The following is a 15083-nucleotide window of genomic DNA, read 5'->3' as shown; positions in this document are numbered from 1 at the left end:
CGATGCTTAAGACCTTGAAGCACAGGCTTTTCCTGAACCGCTCGGTTCTGTTCCTGGTCGATTTGTTATGCGTGGTGGCGGCGTTGAAGTTGGCCTATGCCGCGCGGTTCTACTGGGAATGGGGAGCGCGTTTGGTTCCGTCCCATAAAGTGGCCATGCCGGAGTCTCTCTATTTTCCCCTACAGACGGCGGCGGTGATGATTTGGATGGCCGTATTTGTGATGAACGGGTTTTATCAGCGGATCAACCTCCCCTTCCTGGACGATGGCTTGAGGACCGCCCGGGGAGTGTTTTGGGGCTGGGTCTTGGTGGTGGCGGGCGGATTCCTCTACCGCGGCACGGATTATTCCCGGATCGTCTCGGTTTTAAGCGGAACGTTTCTCTTCCTTTTCGTGCTAACCAGCCGCCAGGCCGCGCGGTTTTTTTACCATCGGATTTTTCTGAAATGGGCGGGGCGCCACCGGGTTCTCGTCCTCGGTCAAGGCCGACTTTGCGCTTCCATTCAGCGCGTCCTCGCCGCCCATCCCGAATTGCAGGTCGAAGCCCGGCCCACGAGCGACCTTGCCATTTTTAGGGATTGGGTTCATGGCGATGGATTCCGTGAAGTCTACGTGGGGATCCTGATTTGTCTCCTCCGACTTGGTCGCCATGGCCGAGATCAGCGAAGAAGCCGGTGTGATTTTTCGCATCGTTCCCGATATCTTGGAACTCCGCATGGGGGAGTTGATTTTGGATGAGTCCTTGGGGCTCCCGACGTTTCAAGTCAAATCGGTTTCTCTTCACGGATGGACCTATGTTTATAAAAGAACTTTTGACTTGTTTGTCTCGGTAGGCCTGCTGGTGGTCGGAGCGGTTCCGCTGGCGCTCTTGGCCATTCTCATCAAGTTGGATTCTCCCGGGCCGGTTTTCTTTCGGCAGGAGAGGGTGGGATACAAGGGAAAAAATTTTAAGATCTTCAAATTTCGATCCATGAGCACCGACGCGGAAGACCGTTTGGAGGAGTTGCGCCATTTAAATGAAAGACCCGGCCCTCTTTTTAAAATCAAGAAGGATCCCCGCATCACCCGGGTGGGCCGTTGGATTCGGCGATTGAGCGTGGACGAAATCCCGCAACTTTTCAATGTCCTTGCGGGGGACATGAGCCTGGTGGGACCCCGCCCCCAATTGCCCAAGGAAGCGGAATCCAACGACGAGTGGGCGCGGAAACGACTGAACGTGCTCCCGGGCATCTCCGGGCTCTGGCAGGTGAGCGGCCGGGCGCAACTGTCCTACGAGGAGATGATCGAACTCGACGTCTTTTACATCGAGCATTGGTCGCCCGGGTTGGACCTGAAGATTTTGCTGAAAACAATCCCCACGGTGTTTGGCCGGCAAGGAGCCTATTGATGCGGGTTTTGGTGACCGGGGGGGCGGGGTTTATTGGGTCTCACGTGGTGGACGCTTATGTGGGGGCGGGGCACCGGGTGACGGTGGTGGACAACCTTTCCTCAGGAAAGAAGGCCAACCTCAATTCCGAGGCCCGGTTCGTCAAAGCGGATATTCAAGGTGCGGGATTGGTTCGCCTGTTTAGGAAAGAGAAATTCGATGTGGTGAATCATCATGCGGCCCAGATGGATGTTCGGCGAAGCGTGGCGGACCCGTTGTTCGATGCGCGGGTGAACGTGTTGGGGCTTTTGAATCTTTTGGAATTATCGCGGGCCCATGGGGTTAAGAAATTTATTTTCGCGGCATCGGGCGGGACTTATTATGGGGAGTGCCGTCGTCCGGCGATCGAAAGCGATCCGCCCCGGCCCCTTTCTCCCTACGGGGTCACGAAATTGGCGGGGGAACATTACCTGCGGACCTATCGCGCCCTGCACGGATTGCCGTTCACCGTTTTGCGATATGGGAATGTTTACGGGCCCCGCCAGGACCCCCACGGGGAAGCGGGCGTGGTGGCCATTTTTTGTCATCGACTGCTGGCGGGAGAGCCGGCGTTTATATACGGGAACGGACGACAAATGAGGGACTATGTTTATGTGAGCGACGTGGTTCGCGCGAATGTGGCGGCGCTCTCCAAGGGGGAAGGGGAATCCATTAATATCGGAACGGGGAAACCCACGGACGTTCACCGTTTGTTTAAAGTCTTGAGGTCTTGCCATCCGGGGCCTTCATCGTTTGAGCCCAAACCCGCCCGGCCGGGGGAACTTTTTCGAAGCGTTTTGAATATCTCCAAAGCGGCGCGGGTGTTGGGTTGGAAACCGACGGTGGGGTTGGCTGACGGATTGGCCAAGACCTATGCGCATATCCGGTCGGTGGGTAAACCGATAGATTGAATTATTAAACATAATGTTTAATAATTAGACATATGAAAAGAGCCTACGAGCGGCTTCTTTTGGATCGCCTCAAACAGTTCCCTTGCGTGGCGGTGCTCGGGCCGCGGCAGTGCGGAAAAACCACCCTCCTTGAGAGTCTGCGAAAGCCGTGGCGGCGGTTCGACTTGGAACGGTCGGCCGATTTCGAGGTGATCTCCCGCGATCCGGACCTTTTCTTTCGGCTGAATCCCCGGCAGGTGGCCTTGGATGAGGCTCAGGTTCATCCGCCGGTTTTTAGCGCGTTGCGCGTGGCCATTGACGAGCACCGAAGGGAGCGGGGGCGGTTTGTTATAACGGGGTCCAGCTCTCCCGCGCTCGTTCGTAATATTTCGGAAACTCTGGCCGGGCGCGTGGCGATCATTGAGATGGCGCCCCTCTCCTGCCTGGAGGCCTATGGAGGGCAACGGCCGCCATTGGCTTCGTTGTTGAAGGGTGGGAAGGTCACGGCACAAGATTTCGAATCTCTGAAGCCCCGGCTCACCCTTTCGCAAATTCACTCCTATTGGTTAAAGGGGGGGTATCCCGAGCCGTGGGTGAGACGCGGGGCGGCCTTTCGGACGGCTTGGATGGAAAATTATTTTCAGACCTATATTCAACGGGATGTGGCGCGGCTATTTCCGGGATTGAACCAGGCCAAATTTCGACTGTTTTCTCAACAGTTGGCGGGATTTTCGGGGTCGATCGTGAACTGTGCCGACTTGGGGCGGGCGCTGGGCATCTCTTCCGTGACGGCCCAGGAGTATTTGGGGATTGCGGAAGGTTCTTATCTTTGGCGAAATCTCCCCGCTTATGGCAAGGGGCCCCTCCGCCGCCTGGTGAAGCATCCGAAAGGCTTCCTTCGAGACACCGGCATTCTCCATCACTTCATTCGGGTGAATGATCTCGCTTCGCTCATGGCCCATCCTCGAATGGGAGCCTCTTGGGAGGGGCTCGTCACCGAAGAACTTCTCCGCGGGCTGGCCATGGAGGGGGTTCCCCATGAAGCGTATTATTACCGAACCTACGCGGGGGGGGAGGTGGACCTCGTTTTGGAGGGAAACTTCGGAACCGTTCCCATTGAGATCAAGCACGCACAGACATTGACCCATTACGACCTGCGATCTCTCACCGACTTCGTTCAGGAGCACAAATGCGAATGGGGCCTGGTAGTGCACAATGGGGCCGAGGTCCGGCGGCTGACGGAACGCATCGTTTCCATCCCATTCGCATGCTTGTGAGCCCGTTATGAAGAGGAAAGGTGGCGAGGGCCGAAAGCCCGATCGGGCGGCGGTTTTTTTGGACCGGGACGGGACGTTGAATGTGGAGAAGGACTATGTCCATCGATACGCGAATTGGGAATGGATTCCGGGGGCCGTGGACGGGATGAGGAAAATGGCGGGGCTGGGGTTCCGGCTGGTCGTGGTGTCGAATCAATCGGGGGTGGCGCGGGGATACTACTCGGCGGCGGATGTTCGGGCATTGCACGGCCAGGTGGCCAAAGATCTCCACGGCATGGGCGTTGAGGTTGCGGGATTTTATTTTTGTCCGCACGGGCCGGGGGAGGGATGCGATTGCCGAAAACCACGGCCGGGCATGGTCCTGAAAGCCGAAACGGATTTGAACATCGACCTCTCCCGTTCTTTTTTGGTCGGGGATAAATTGATCGACGTTCAGGCGGCGCAGGCGGCCGGAGTTCAGCCCATCCTGGTCGGGACCGGTTACGGGTTGAAAGAAAAGGCTCATCTCCCGGCCGGCGTCCCATTCGTCCGTGATCTGTCCGCCGCCGCCCACTGGATTGAAGGGAATGCAATTTTGCAGTCTCACTGATCATTTTGCATTGACACGTCCTTCCGGAGTCTTTGGATTTAGGGGGGCTAAAGGAAATGTGGTTTAGATAAGGTCTGAAAAAGTGTAGTTGCCCCATTTATGGGGCGCTTTTGGTTCGCGTAGACTGAAAATCGCCCGATAAATCGGGCAGCTACTCCTTATCTAAACTGCATTAGGGCTAAAGGACAAACGGTGCCTGACTACCTTGATTGGTTGGAGAGGACGGTTAAATGAAAGCTCTTATCCTGTTGGGCGGGTTGGGGTCGCGGTTGCGGCCGTTGACGGTGGATCGGCCTAAGCCGCTTTTGCCGATTTTGAACCGGCCCTTTATCGCCTACCAGATCGACCTCTTGAAAAAGTTCGGGGTGAGGGAAGTGGTGTTGGGACTGGGGCACAAGGCGGCCGCTTTTCGACGGCAGTTAGGGACGGGGAAACAGTGGGGGGTGAAGTTCATTTACTCCCTGGAGAAAGAGCCTCTGGGGACGGGGGGCGCCATTCGCCACGCTCTGGACCATTTGAACGGGCCGGCGTTCATTTTGAACGGCGATGTGTTGAGCGATTTCGACCTGAAAGCCCTGGCCGAGACCCACCGGAAGGCCAAGGCCGACGCCACGCTGGCCTTGGTGGCCGTGGACAATCCCGCGGCCTACGGGTTGGTGGAAAGCGACGCCGCAGGCCTGATCCGGCGGTTTTTGGAGAAACCCCCGGCGACGGAAACCGCGGAGGTTCATGAAAAGGCGCGGGTGAACGCGGGATGTTATTTGTTTGAGCCCCGGGTGGTGGAACGGATCCCCGTGGGGCGGGCGGTTTCCATTGAGCGGGAAATATTTCCCGCCTTGCTGGAAGAAGGCTTTCGCGTGGCCGGTTTTTTCCACCGGGGCTACTGGTCCGACATCGGGACCCTGAAAACCTATTGGCGCACCCACGCGGACCTGCAGGAGATGGGCCTGTGGCCTCCGGGACTGCGTTCCCGAGGGGGGATGCATCTGGGGCGGGGCGCCGTCGTGGGGGCGGGCGTGCGGGTGCTGGGGACGGCGGTGGTCGGCGAAGGGGTCCGCTTGGGCGCTCGGGTGACGTTGGCGGGGCGGGTGACCATCGGAGCGGGGGCCCGCATCGAGGAAGACGCGCGGCTGTCGGATTGCGTCGTTTTGGAAGGCGCCCGCATCGGCGCCCGAACCCAAGTGGAAAGAAGCCTCCTGGGCTCCAAGGTGGTCATCGGCTCCGACTGCCGCATCGGGCCGGACCAAGTTTTAGCCGACGGCGCGCGACTGCCTTCTCATAGCCAAGTCCTGCCTGGCCTCACGGAAAGGTGAGGATCTTTTTCGACCTGACCTGGTTTGTGGATAATCCAACAAATCTGGTAGAATCTGCTTTCCCGAAAAACCAATAAAGTCACTACAGAGCTAATTCCTCAAAGGAGTTCCATGATGCGTCGTGATAAATATGTTTTTACTTCCGAGTCGGTGACGGAGGGGCACCCTGATAAGGTGTGCGACCAAATTTCGGACGCGGTGTTGGATGCGATTTTGACGGAAGATTCCCACGGCCGGGTGGCCTGCGAGACCTTCGTCACCACAGGGCTCGTGGTGGTGGGCGGCGAGATCACGACCAAAACCTGGGTGGACGTGCCGTCCCTGGTCCGGTCCGTGGTGGCGGAGATCGGTTATACCGACCGTCGGTTCGGGTTTGACGCCGCCAGTTGCGGGATTTTGAACGCCATCGGCCGCCAGTCCCCGGACATTTCCCAGGGCGTGGACACGGGCGGGGCCGGAGACCAGGGGTTGATGGTCGGGTTCGCCTGCGACGAAACCAAAGAGCTCATGCCGACGCCGATCAGCTTGGCCCACAACCTCACCCGCCGCTTGGCGGAAGTTCGAAAAAAGAAAATCCTCCCTTATCTCGGACCCGACGGAAAATCCCAAGTGACGGTGGAGTACGAAGACGGGCGGCCCCGCCGCATCGACGCGGTGGTCCTCTCCAGCCAGCACGACGAGTCCATCCTGGACCGGACGGGGAAAAAGATCACCAACGTCGCGCGGGAAGAGATGATCGCGAAAGTGGTCCTCCCCGTGCTTCCGAAGAACATGTTGGACAAGGAAACGAAATTCTTTGTGAACCCCACAGGCAAATTCGTCGTCGGCGGGCCCGAGGGGGACACGGGCGTGACCGGGCGAAAGATCATCGTGGACACCTACGGCGGTTGGGCTCCCCACGGTGGTGGCGCTTTTAGCGGCAAGGATCCCACCAAGGTGGACCGGTCCGCCTGTTACATGGCGCGCCACGTGGCCAAGAACATCGTGGCCGCGGGCTTGGCCCGCCAATGCACGGTCCAGCTCGCCTACGCCATCGGCGTGGCCGACCCCGTGAGCGTTATGGTGGACACCCACGGCACCGGCCTCGTGCCCGAGGCCCGCTTGGTGACCTTGGTCCGGGACGTGTTCCCGTTGACGCCCCGGGGCATCATCGATTACCTTAAACTGCGCCGGCCCTTCTACCGGAAAACCGCTTCCTACGGCCACTTCGGCCGCGAGGACGCGGATTTTTATTGGGAGAAGACGAACAAGGCCGCCGAACTCAAGAAATCCGCGAGGATCTAACCCATGAAATACGACGTCAAGGATTTACGCCTCGCCAACGCGGGGGAAAACCTCATCACCTGGGCGGAGCGGGAGATGCCCGTTCTTCGCCTCATCCGGGCGCGCTTCAAAAAACAAAAGCCCTTCAAAAAGATCCGCATGTCCTGCTGTCTCCATGTGACCACGGAGACCGCCAACCTGGCCATCACCCTAAAGGAAGGCGGGGCGGACGTGGTTCTCTGCGCCTCCAACCCGCTGTCGACCCAGGACGAAGTGGCCGCGGCCTTGGTCAAAAACCACGGCATCCGGGTTTTCGCGATTAAAGGCGAGAACAATAAAACCTATTACAAGCACATCTACGCCGCGCTGGACCATCATCCCCAGATCACCATGGACGACGGCGCGGATGTGGTGGGGGTTCTCCATAAAGAGCGGCGGGACCAACTGCCGGAAGTCATCGGCGGCACCGAGGAAACCACCACCGGAGTCATCCGTCTGCGCGCCATGGAGAAAGACGGGGTGTTGGAGTATCCCATCATCGCCGTGAACGACGCCTTGACCAAACACATGTTCGACAACCGCTACGGGACCGGGCAATCCACCCTCGACGGCATCCTTCGCGCCACCAACGTGCTCTTCGCGGGCAAGACGGTGGTGGTCGCCGGATACGGTTGGTGCGGCCGTGGCATCGCGAGCCGGGCCCGGGGTCTGGGCGCCCACGTGGTGGTGACGGAAATCGATCCGTTCCGCGCGCTGGAAGCCCACATGGACGGGTTCATGGTCATGCCCATGGGGCAGGCCGCCGCCAAGGGCGACATCTTTATCACCGTCACGGGCAACATTTCCGTCATCGCGGCGGAGCATTTCAAGAAAATGAAAGACGGGGCCATCCTGGCCAACTCCGGCCACTTCAACGTGGAGATCGACATCCCCGCCCTGGCCAAGCTGGCCAAGGGGAAGCGCCAGGCGCGTCCCTTCGTCGACGAATACACCCTGCCCGGCGGACGCCGCATTCACGTGCTGGGCGAGGGTCGGCTGATCAACCTGACTTCCGCCGAAGGCCACCCGGCCAGTGTCATGGACATGTCCTTCGCCAACCAAGCCCTTTGCGCGGAATATATGGTGAAGAACGCCAAGGGCCTGGCCAAAAAAGTCCACAGCGTGCCCGTGGATATTGACCGCAACATCGCGCGCCTCAAATTGGCCGCCATGCGGGTCGGCGTCGATACCCTTACCCCGGAACAGGAGAAATACCTGGCTTCTTGGCAGGAAGGGACGTAAACAGATCGCGGGGGTTGTTGGCTGTGGAGGCTTAACGGCCACATCGAAAACACCACCCCTCCCTTACCCTCCCCTTATCAAGGGGAGGGACAACACATTGAAGAATAATGTGTGGGGGGCGGGACCGACCGAAGACAGATTGCTTCTTTCAGAAAAAGCCGAGCGGGGTTTCCCGCTCGGCTTTTTTTCTATTGAAATTCCGGCGTTCTTAGTCTATGCTTGTTCGAGGTTGTTTGCTTTGCCTATCCCATGTTTGAACCGCGTTTTAAGCGCGGACTGAGGAGGAAGCGACCATGCGAAGAATTGTTCCGTCAGCGGTTTTGTTGGCCGGGGTTCTGGTTTTGGCCGGTTGCCAAAACAATAACTTGTTCGGGGGACTGCACAAGGAGGGAACCGGCGACGCCCAGAGTTTGGTGTCGGACGGTCAATCGGCGTTGGCGCGGGGAGAATACGCCACGGCGCAGGACTACTTTACCCGGGCCATCGCGGCCGATCCCGGGAATTCCGACGCTCTTTACGGCTCCGCCGTGGCGGCTATGGGTTTGGCGGGTCTCAACATCGGGCAATTGGTTTCCAATTTGACCACCGACCATGGTGGATCCGGCGCTCCCTCACTTCGCGGGGCCATCCAGCAGGCTTCCCTGGGATTGGGGGCGCCTTCCGGCTCGAGCGATAGCCTCCTGTTCGAAATCGGAGATAAGGTAGCCCTGGACGATGCGCTAAAGGTGGTGATCCGGAACCTTGAAACAATTCACCTGGGTTTGGCGGACGGGAAAATCGCGCGGGACGACGCTTCTCTCCTCATCAATCTCGGCCTGGCCCGGTTGCTGAAAGGCGTGACGGGGCCTTGGCGGAGCGGACTTCTTGATATTCGTGAAACCGGGGGGGCTTATTCAGTTGTTTTGACCGGGTCGATTTCCGGGAGTTGTGTCGTGATCGATGACGCCATTCACCACGTGGCGTGGGGGTTCTTGGATCTGAACGAGGCGGTCGGAAAACTGAAACTCGTTTCGGGTTCGACCCTCGCGGATATCACCAGCGACGTGGACACTCTTTACACGACCTATCACGGGCAGGTGAGCACGGACTGTCCTTCTGTCCCTGCCACGCGATTGGCGGCGGGGGTTCCGTCTTCTCCTGGCGATCGACTCTGATCCTCTAGCGCTGGTGGGTTCGTCACCTCAACCTTAATTTAAGGAGATCCACACATGAAACGACTTCTCATTCTTCTTCTGGCGGGGGCTCTCCCCGCCATGGCGGCGGAGATTCCCGCTTCGATCCGCGGGACCCGGGCGCTGGGCATGGGCGACGCCTTGACGGCGGTGGCCGACGACCAGAACATCTTCTTCTATAACCCCGCCGGAACGGTCCAGCGGACTGGGTCGCTGATGACGGTAGCGGATATCTCGGCCACCGTCAGCAAGGATTTCATCGACCTGGCGACCTTCATTGGGGACAACGAGGATTCTCTGAAGAACTTCGACACGCTCACGCCGGGTGAACAGGCCGACCTGGTCAACAAAATCACGGCGGAGATGGTGGGGCTGAAGCCCACGTTTGGGGCGAGCTTGCCCAACGTGAGCTATCTCTCAGGGCCGATGTTCGGCGGCTTGCATTGGGGCGCGGGAGCTTTCGCCCAAGTCTCCGGGGTCGTCGGGTTCAATCCGGTCATTATCTCTCCCTCCCTCTACTATAACGTCAACGCGGACGCCATCTTCCCGATGAACCTCGCCGTGAAGGTGAAACATCTTCCGTTCATCCCGGGAGGACTGGGCCTGGGCGCCAACCTGAAATACATTCAGCGGGGGCGCGTTCAGGAAGATTCCGTCGACGTTTTCGCCATGGACAACTACAGCGGGCCCCCGGCCCAGATGGGGCATGGGGTGGGAATGGATTTCGGGGCTATATACAGCCCGACACCGCGCTGGAACATTGCGGCAACCATGATGGATTTCGGCGGAACCAGCATCTCGTTTGACGCCTTGGAGGCGAAGGATGGGTTCGACGCGAAAGCCTCTTTCACCGAATCCATCCGGCAACGGGTCAACCTGGGCGTCGCTTGGACGCCCGGACGGGTGGGGTTCTCTTCTTTCGGGATCCCCTTGCATGACCGGCTCGTGTTGGCCGCCGACGTGCGCGACATTGTGAACGCCGACAGCAAGATCATCGAAAACGGCGGGTTGGCGGACACGGCGGGAACGCACTTCCATTTGGGGGCGGAATACCGGTGGTGGTTCCTTCGCTTCCGGGCGGGCGCCAACCAGGGCTATTTCACCGGCGGGCTCGGTGTGGACTGGCCCATGATCAAGCTGGACTATGCCTACTACGCCGACGAGTTGTCCCTCTTCGCGGGCGGGGAACGGCATCCGGCCCATCGACTTTCTGTTTCCTTCAGTTTCGGAAGCGGAAACACGGAAGGGCGGGAACGGATTAAAGAAGCCACGGCTCCCAAGGCTCCCCCGGCGACGGCCGCGCCGAGCGCCACCCCTCCCGCTCCGGCGGAAAAACCGGCGGTTCAATAGGGAAAAGGCCCCTCTCCCGCTAGCGGCCCATCGCAGAGCTCTGGGCACCTGCGGCGCCAGCGGCGCTGATGCGGGAGGGGGAAAACGCTCAAGTCGTTAAGAGATTCTTCAAAAGCCCTCCCCGGCGAGACGGCCGGGGGGGGCTTTTTCGTGCAGGGGGCCCTGTCTTTGTAGAATGAGGGCCGGAGACACCTTTGCGAAAGATCGGAACCCATTTATGATTCTTTGGCATTTGATGCGTCGTCGGCTTTTAGCGGCGGGGGTCCTTTTGTTTTCCTTTCCCTTGGCCGCGGTCCCTCCAGCGCCGGGTCGGGAATGGGGGGGCGGGGTTCGGACTTGTTTTGTCAATCGGACGGTTTTGGCCCGGCGGGCCGCCCAAGCCCGCGGGGCGCCGGGGGCGGCGTTCGCGCCCCCGGCGAATCCCACTCCGCGCGTGATCGTTCTCCGGGTTGAACCATCGGATACCCCATTCCTTCCGACGGACAATTCGGCGGTTTTTTTTCAGAAAGTGCGGGACTATTATCAAGAGAACTCCTACGGGGTTTTCGCTCCGACGTTCACCCTGAGCGCTGTTTTTACCTTGCCGGGGGACCTGTTGTCGTATGGGGCGAACTGCGGGGGGGACATCGCCTGCAAGGCCCCCGACTTGATCACGGATTCTCTGAGCGCCGCGGATCCCACCATCGATTTTTCCGATTTTGACCAAGCGATGGTTTATCACGCCGGTTTTGGCGAAGAAACCACCGGCACGCCTCGAGATATTTGGTCGCTTTTTTATCCCGCGCAGGAAATGCCCGGCGGGGCGATCCCGACATTGGACGGAAAAACTTCGACGGGGCGACCATCGTTCCTGAACGGGAATTGGGAGCGGATGCCCTCGGGGTCATCTGCCACGAATACGGGCATCAACTGGGCCTGCCGGACCTCTACGACACGTCCGTGCCCGGGGGCCGCTCCACCGTGGGGAGCTGGGATCTGATGGATTATCCGTATACCGGGGTTCCCGTGGGGGCCAACCCGCCGCACCTGGGGGCCTGGAGCAAACGCTTTTTAGGGTTCGGGTCCGCCGTGGCGGTTTCCAGCGGATCCGTGGCGCTCACGGCCGCCGAAACGGCGCCGGGCGGTTCGCTGGAGATTTTTCGGGCCGGGTCGGAATATTTTTTATTGGAATACCGGCGCGCCTCGGCGGGAACCTACGACCAGGGCCTTCCCCAATCGGCGGGGTTGGCGGTGTGGCACGTGGACGAAAACGTGGTGAACGATTTTGTGACGACGGGCAACAACGTGGTGAACTCGCCGAACAGTCGCGGTCATGTGGGGGTCGATTTGGTGGAAGCGGACGGGACGGCGGCGAACCCCAACGCGGGGGACCTGGGGAGAGGGAACGGGTTCGTTGATGGGCAGACGCTGGCGGCGCCTTCCTCCAACCTTTTTGCCGGAACGGTGACGGGGTTGGTGATGACGGCCATTCAGGGGGTGGGCGGGTCGACGGTGACGGCGGAGGTCCTATTCCTGGGCGCGGCCCCGACCCAATCGGTGGTGCGGGCGATTTCCTACCCGAACCCGGCCACCGGGCTCTCCCGGCCGGGGGCCCCCCCGGGAACCTGGTCCACCTTGCGGGTTCAACTGGCGCGGCCCGTGGCTCCGGCGGCCCTGAAGGCGACCCTCTACACGCTCCAGGGGGTGCGGGTGCGTTCTGTTTCCGGAGACGCGTTTACGTTCCGCCAAGATCTGTCGAAAGATTTTGAATGGGTTTACGAGTGGGACTGGAACGGGCGGGACGAGTCGGGGGAAGACGCGGCCTCCGGCGTTTATTCCTTGTTGTTTGAAGCCGACGGGGATAAGGTGAGGAAGTCGATTTTGGTTCAGAGGTAGAACTATCCCTGTTTTTTCAGTTGCAACGTTGAATTCGGGTTTCCCTTAAGTTATTAGAGAACATCGAGTGCCTTCTATTTCCAAGCAAGGGGGCTCCGCGCCCCCTCCTCCCCCCCACGCCAGGCGCTCCGCCCTGGACCCGGCCCCCTTTCTTTTGGACACGCAAAAGAAAGGGGGGAAAGAAAACGTGCCCCGTCGGCACCGTCCTACAGTTCATCGCCATGGTCGGTGCCGTCCCGACTTCGGATATCCATGTGGAACGGGACGGCTTCCGCGCGCCGCTTTGACGGGCGGCCCTCACGTGGCCCGGCAGAAACGCCGGGCCCGGTCTCTGCCGGCTTCGCCGTCAACACGAGACCGGCTCGGCTCAACGGCCAATCGCCGGCACAACGGGCCGCGCCGCAGCCGTCAAAACGTCGTGCTCATAACGCCTCAATGGGGAGGACGGTCAAAAACAACCACAAAAACGTGAACACAAATCGGAGAAGAGGCGCATAAGCTAACTGAGGGAGCGCATGCGCCAGAAGAGGCGGGCGCCGATGGCGAGGAAAACGACGTTGGCGAACCACGCGCCGAGGAGCGGCGGGCACCAAGGTTTTTGGCCCACGGCCCGCCCGACCTGAAGCAGTCCGAAATAGGCGAAAGCCACCCCCAGGGCCACGGCCACGGCCCGCACCTTCCCGCCCCGTTTGTTGAAGGCGAAGGGGATCCCCAGGACCAGGATGATCAGGTTGGCCCAGGGGAGGGCGGTTTTCATGTAGCGTTCCACCTCGGCTTTCCGCGTGGCGATGCCGAGAATTTTTAAGCGGCGGATGTGCTGTAGAAGTTCCCGCATGTTCATGTCGTCGGTTTCCAGTTCGCGGGGAACGAGGTCGGCCGGTTTCTCCAATCGGTCGGTTTGTTTCTCTTCGAAGGCCTTCTGTTTCGTGAGGGCGTTGGTGTTGGAGAAAGTCCGTTCGACCCCGCTGAACAGTCGCCAGCCGTCGGGGGACCACAGGGCTGTCCGCGCCTGCCATTGACGCCGCGGCCCGCCGTTCTCCACCAAATCGATCACCACGTTCTCCATTCGCTCCTGATCCACATCCAAAAGTCCGATGGCGTAGAAAACCCCCGCCCCCGCCACCGTTACCTGGTCGAACCGGCTGGAGCGGGGGGTGGTGAGGTGTCGGATGTCGGTGTTCCACAGTTTCTTAACTTCGCGGTTGGCCCAGGGGGTGAGGGCCTCGCCCAGTCCCCAGGAGAACACGCTGAGGACGATCCCCACCGAGAGGATGGGCGAAACAAGCCGCCAGGGGTGGACCCCGCCGGCCATGGCGGCCGTGATCTCCATCCGGCGGGAAAGTTGACCGAGACAAAGCAGGGTCGCCAGGAGAGCCGCCACCGGAAAAAGCTCCATGCTCCGCACGGGCCAGAGCGCCAGAAGGTAGCGAACCACGACACTGAGCGCCGCCTTTCCGGCGATGATTTTGTCCAGCCGCTCCATGAGCTCCGCCATCAAAACCAAAACCGTCATGGCTCCGTAGCCGATCAAGAGCGGTTTCAAAAACGAGACCAACACGTAGCGGTTGAGCTTTTTCATGCGGCCAATCTTTTCCGAAAGAGCACGAGGCCCACCCCCGCGGCGACGCCGTTGGCGATCCAGAGGGCCACCCCGGGTGGCACGGTGCCCCGGTCGGCGAGGTTCATTCCCATCACGAGGAGCAGGTAGTAAAAGAACAGAACGGCCAAGGCCGCGCCGAACCCCACGCCGCGGCCGCCCCGCTCCAGCGTCATGCCAAGGGGAATTCCGATCAGCGCCAGCGCCAGAGGGGCGAAGGCGATGGAAAAACGGAGATGGTATTCCGACGCCAATTCGCCCACCGGGAGCTGGCGAAGGGTGCGCCGGGCCATCTCTCGGCGAAGTTCGGGGTTGCTGAATTCCCGCCAGCTTCGGCTCCGGGAATCCAACGCCCCCTGGAGGGGGACGGAAATTCCGTACTGTTTAAAGGCGATGTGCAGGAAATCTCCCGATGAGGCATGGGACAATCGCTCGATTTGTCCGTCCCGCAGGGTCAAGGAGAGCCGGTTCTCCGTCACGGCCCAGGTCCCGCGGGGGGCGAAGATCCGTTCGGTATAGGCGGGGAAAAGGCGGTAGAGCCAGACGTCATTCAGGGTCTTTTTGTCTTTCCGAACTTCCGCGGCGTAGAGCCTGACGTTGCCGACGGCGACGAACCGTTTGGGTTCGATTTGCAATGGGTCCATGCGGGCGATTTTATGGAAAATCGATCGGAACTGGCCCATGGCTTTGGGAGTCACCCGGGTGTTGAAAGGAATGAGGGCCAGGGAGACGAGGGCCGCGAAGAGGATCGGCGGCCAAAGGATTTGGCGGAAGGAAAGGCCCGAGGACCGGAGCGCCAAAATTTCGTTGTCTTCAGAAAGGCGGCCGAAGGTCAAGAGGCAGGCCAGCAGGAGCGCCATGGGGACGCTTAGGGTCATGATCGTCGGGATAAACAAGAAAAAGATTTTGGCCGAGAGGATGAACGAGACGCCTTTGTTGATCAGAAGGTCGATCAAATCAAAAATCTTGTCCAACAGAAGAACACCCGAAAAAAGAGAGAGCCCAAACAGGAAGGGGGGGATGAATTGGGACAATAGGTAGCGGGCGAGAATCACCGGAACATTATATGATT

14 protein-coding genes are annotated in these 15083 nt (G+C 59.9%); 12 read left to right on the top strand and 2 right to left on the bottom strand.

Annotated features, from left to right (window positions below; all coding sequences use genetic code 11):
* The first annotated feature begins 2 nt into the window (after nucleotides 1-2).
* The 12 genes from IPP35_04165 to IPP35_04110 all read left to right on the top strand — a co-directional run bounded on the left by IPP35_04165 (nucleotide 3) and on the right by IPP35_04110 (nucleotide 12414).
* Complete coding sequence (locus tag IPP35_04165; GenBank protein ID MBL0058305.1) at nucleotides 3-737, top strand: hypothetical protein; 735 nt, start codon at nucleotides 3-5, stop codon at nucleotides 735-737.
* On the top strand, nucleotides 649-1386 hold the full coding sequence (locus tag IPP35_04160; GenBank protein ID MBL0058304.1) for an exopolysaccharide biosynthesis polyprenyl glycosylphosphotransferase: 738 nt from the start codon (nucleotides 649-651) through the stop codon (nucleotides 1384-1386). Before IPP35_04165 ends, IPP35_04160 begins: the two co-directional genes overlap by 89 nt.
* On the top strand, nucleotides 1386-2315 hold the full coding sequence (locus tag IPP35_04155; GenBank protein ID MBL0058303.1) for an NAD-dependent epimerase/dehydratase family protein: 930 nt from the start codon (nucleotides 1386-1388) through the stop codon (nucleotides 2313-2315). Before IPP35_04160 ends, IPP35_04155 begins: the two co-directional genes overlap by 1 nt.
* A gap of 32 nt (nucleotides 2316-2347) precedes the next feature.
* A complete protein-coding gene (locus IPP35_04150) occupies nucleotides 2348-3571 on the top strand; it encodes an ATP-binding protein (GenBank protein ID MBL0058302.1) in 1224 nt (407 codons plus the stop codon).
* Between the two features lie 7 nt (nucleotides 3572-3578).
* Nucleotides 3579-4160, top strand: a complete 582-nt coding sequence (gmhB, locus tag IPP35_04145) for a D-glycero-beta-D-manno-heptose 1,7-bisphosphate 7-phosphatase (protein ID MBL0058301.1) — start codon at nucleotides 3579-3581, stop codon at nucleotides 4158-4160.
* Between the two features lie 230 nt (nucleotides 4161-4390).
* Entirely contained in the window at nucleotides 4391-5473 is a 1083-nt protein-coding gene (locus IPP35_04140) for an NDP-sugar synthase (GenBank protein MBL0058300.1), read from the top strand.
* A gap of 114 nt (nucleotides 5474-5587) precedes the next feature.
* Nucleotides 5588-6757, top strand: a complete 1170-nt coding sequence (locus IPP35_04135) for a methionine adenosyltransferase (GenBank protein ID MBL0058299.1) — start codon at nucleotides 5588-5590, stop codon at nucleotides 6755-6757.
* Between the two features lie 3 nt (nucleotides 6758-6760).
* Nucleotides 6761-8017 (top strand): adenosylhomocysteinase, encoded by a 1257-nt coding sequence (locus IPP35_04130; protein ID MBL0058298.1) that lies wholly within the window; start codon nucleotides 6761-6763, stop codon nucleotides 8015-8017.
* Nucleotides 8018-8310: 293 nt separating this feature from the next.
* On the top strand, nucleotides 8311-9171 hold the full coding sequence (locus tag IPP35_04125) for a hypothetical protein (GenBank protein MBL0058297.1): 861 nt from the start codon (nucleotides 8311-8313) through the stop codon (nucleotides 9169-9171).
* A 54-nt stretch (nucleotides 9172-9225) separates the two neighbouring features.
* Nucleotides 9226-10539 (top strand): hypothetical protein, encoded by a 1314-nt coding sequence (locus tag IPP35_04120; protein MBL0058296.1) that lies wholly within the window; start codon nucleotides 9226-9228, stop codon nucleotides 10537-10539.
* Nucleotides 10540-10756: 217 nt separating this feature from the next.
* Nucleotides 10757-11518 (top strand): hypothetical protein, encoded by a 762-nt coding sequence (locus tag IPP35_04115; GenBank protein ID MBL0058295.1) that lies wholly within the window; start codon nucleotides 10757-10759, stop codon nucleotides 11516-11518.
* The gene (locus IPP35_04110; GenBank protein MBL0058294.1) at nucleotides 11401-12414 is read left to right on the top strand and encodes an immune inhibitor A; all 1014 of its coding nucleotides are present in this window, start codon (nucleotides 11401-11403) and stop codon (nucleotides 12412-12414) included. Before IPP35_04115 ends, IPP35_04110 begins: the two co-directional genes overlap by 118 nt.
* Nucleotides 12415-12913: 499 nt before the next feature.
* On the opposite strand, the gene IPP35_04105 is transcribed toward IPP35_04110, so the two are convergent.
* Both IPP35_04105 and IPP35_04100 read right to left on the bottom strand, forming a co-directional pair.
* A complete protein-coding gene (locus IPP35_04105; GenBank protein ID MBL0058293.1) occupies nucleotides 12914-13993 on the bottom strand; it encodes an LptF/LptG family permease in 1080 nt (359 codons plus the stop codon).
* Nucleotides 13990-15066: an LptF/LptG family permease gene (locus tag IPP35_04100; GenBank protein MBL0058292.1), complete on the bottom strand. Its 1077-nt coding sequence runs from the start codon at nucleotides 15064-15066 to the stop codon at nucleotides 13990-13992. Before IPP35_04100 ends, IPP35_04105 begins: the two co-directional genes overlap by 4 nt.
* Between the last annotated feature and the right edge of the window lie 17 nt (nucleotides 15067-15083).

Source organism: Elusimicrobiota bacterium (genome assembly GCA_016721625.1).
GTDB lineage: Bacteria > Elusimicrobiota > Elusimicrobia > FEN-1173 > FEN-1173 > JADKHR01.
This window is presented reverse-complemented; position numbering and strand designations above follow the sequence as displayed.

What these genes read in the sequence shown, in the direction of transcription:
- IPP35_04165 (MBL0058305.1), top strand. Translation starts at nt 3, where the DNA reads ATGCTTAAGACCTTGAAGCACAGGCTTTTCCTGAACCGCTCGGTTCTG.
- IPP35_04160 (MBL0058304.1), top strand. Translation starts at nt 649, where the DNA reads ATGGCCGAGATCAGCGAAGAAGCCGGTGTGATTTTTCGCATCGTTCCC.
- IPP35_04155 (MBL0058303.1), top strand. Translation starts at nt 1,386, where the DNA reads ATGCGGGTTTTGGTGACCGGGGGGGCGGGGTTTATTGGGTCTCACGTG.
- IPP35_04150 (MBL0058302.1), top strand. Translation starts at nt 2,348, where the DNA reads ATGAAAAGAGCCTACGAGCGGCTTCTTTTGGATCGCCTCAAACAGTTC.
- gmhB (MBL0058301.1), top strand. Translation starts at nt 3,579, where the DNA reads ATGAAGAGGAAAGGTGGCGAGGGCCGAAAGCCCGATCGGGCGGCGGTT.
- IPP35_04140 (MBL0058300.1), top strand. Translation starts at nt 4,391, where the DNA reads ATGAAAGCTCTTATCCTGTTGGGCGGGTTGGGGTCGCGGTTGCGGCCG.
- IPP35_04135 (MBL0058299.1), top strand. Translation starts at nt 5,588, where the DNA reads ATGCGTCGTGATAAATATGTTTTTACTTCCGAGTCGGTGACGGAGGGG.
- IPP35_04130 (MBL0058298.1), top strand. Translation starts at nt 6,761, where the DNA reads ATGAAATACGACGTCAAGGATTTACGCCTCGCCAACGCGGGGGAAAAC.
- IPP35_04125 (MBL0058297.1), top strand. Translation starts at nt 8,311, where the DNA reads ATGCGAAGAATTGTTCCGTCAGCGGTTTTGTTGGCCGGGGTTCTGGTT.
- IPP35_04120 (MBL0058296.1), top strand. Translation starts at nt 9,226, where the DNA reads ATGAAACGACTTCTCATTCTTCTTCTGGCGGGGGCTCTCCCCGCCATG.
- IPP35_04115 (MBL0058295.1), top strand. Translation starts at nt 10,757, where the DNA reads ATGATTCTTTGGCATTTGATGCGTCGTCGGCTTTTAGCGGCGGGGGTC.
- IPP35_04105 (MBL0058293.1), bottom strand. Translation starts at nt 13,993, where the DNA reads ATGAAAAAGCTCAACCGCTACGTGTTGGTCTCGTTTTTGAAACCGCTC.